1 pseudogene is annotated in these 623 nt (G+C 31.6%); it reads left to right on the top strand.

Going from position 1 to position 623, the window contains the following annotated elements:
• Positions 1-50: 50 nt before the first annotated feature.
• Positions 51-623, top strand: a pseudogene (locus tag M4I42_RS17075) (DISARM system helicase DrmA); the annotation flags it as partial.

Below are 623 nucleotides of genomic sequence, written 5' to 3'. Positions count from 1 at the left end.
TAAACCAAGTGAATTAGGGGTTTTATTTGAAGAATAGAAGGAGGATAAAAATGGATATTAACAAATATAAGGAATTGCGACAAATGATCGTGGAAGCTTTGAAGAGGGATTTAATAGGACCGGATCATAACGAGCAAGATATTTTAAATGAACCCCCAACACAATCCTATTTAACTGGTATTTTACATCCTTTAGATAAAGAAGAGATAGAAGACGGGGAAGAGTTATCGGATCCAATAATTAATGAGGAAGAAGCTAATGATAATGACAACTCTATTGTTGTTGAAGTGGTTGAAAAAAATATCCAAGGTCGCTCGAAAAAACTAAAAAAACAATCTACCATGGGAATTAGATTTTATACTAAACAGGATGATGCGAATTTTAATGTATTAATACGTTGGGGCAAATACGAGAAAAAGGAAGAGATTCGAGAAGGACGTAAAAAATTGCTGTATGTGCGAAACACAGATAAACAAGAAATCTCTTTTAGTTACTCAATGTTGGATAATGGAAAAAAAGAATTTTTAGTTACGCAAAACCTCAATCTCGTTATTATTTGTAGAGAGGTAAAAAATACAAACAACCTACTTTTTAGTGTTTTTTTAAAAAACACTAGTGTAAAT

It is taken from the genome of Anoxybacillus sp. J5B_2022 (genome assembly GCF_026847645.1).
In the GTDB taxonomy this organism is placed as follows: domain Bacteria; phylum Bacillota; class Bacilli; order Bacillales; family Anoxybacillaceae; genus Anoxybacteroides.
The sequence above is the reverse complement of the archived record's forward strand: the minus strand, read 5'-3'. Positions and strand labels throughout refer to the sequence as shown.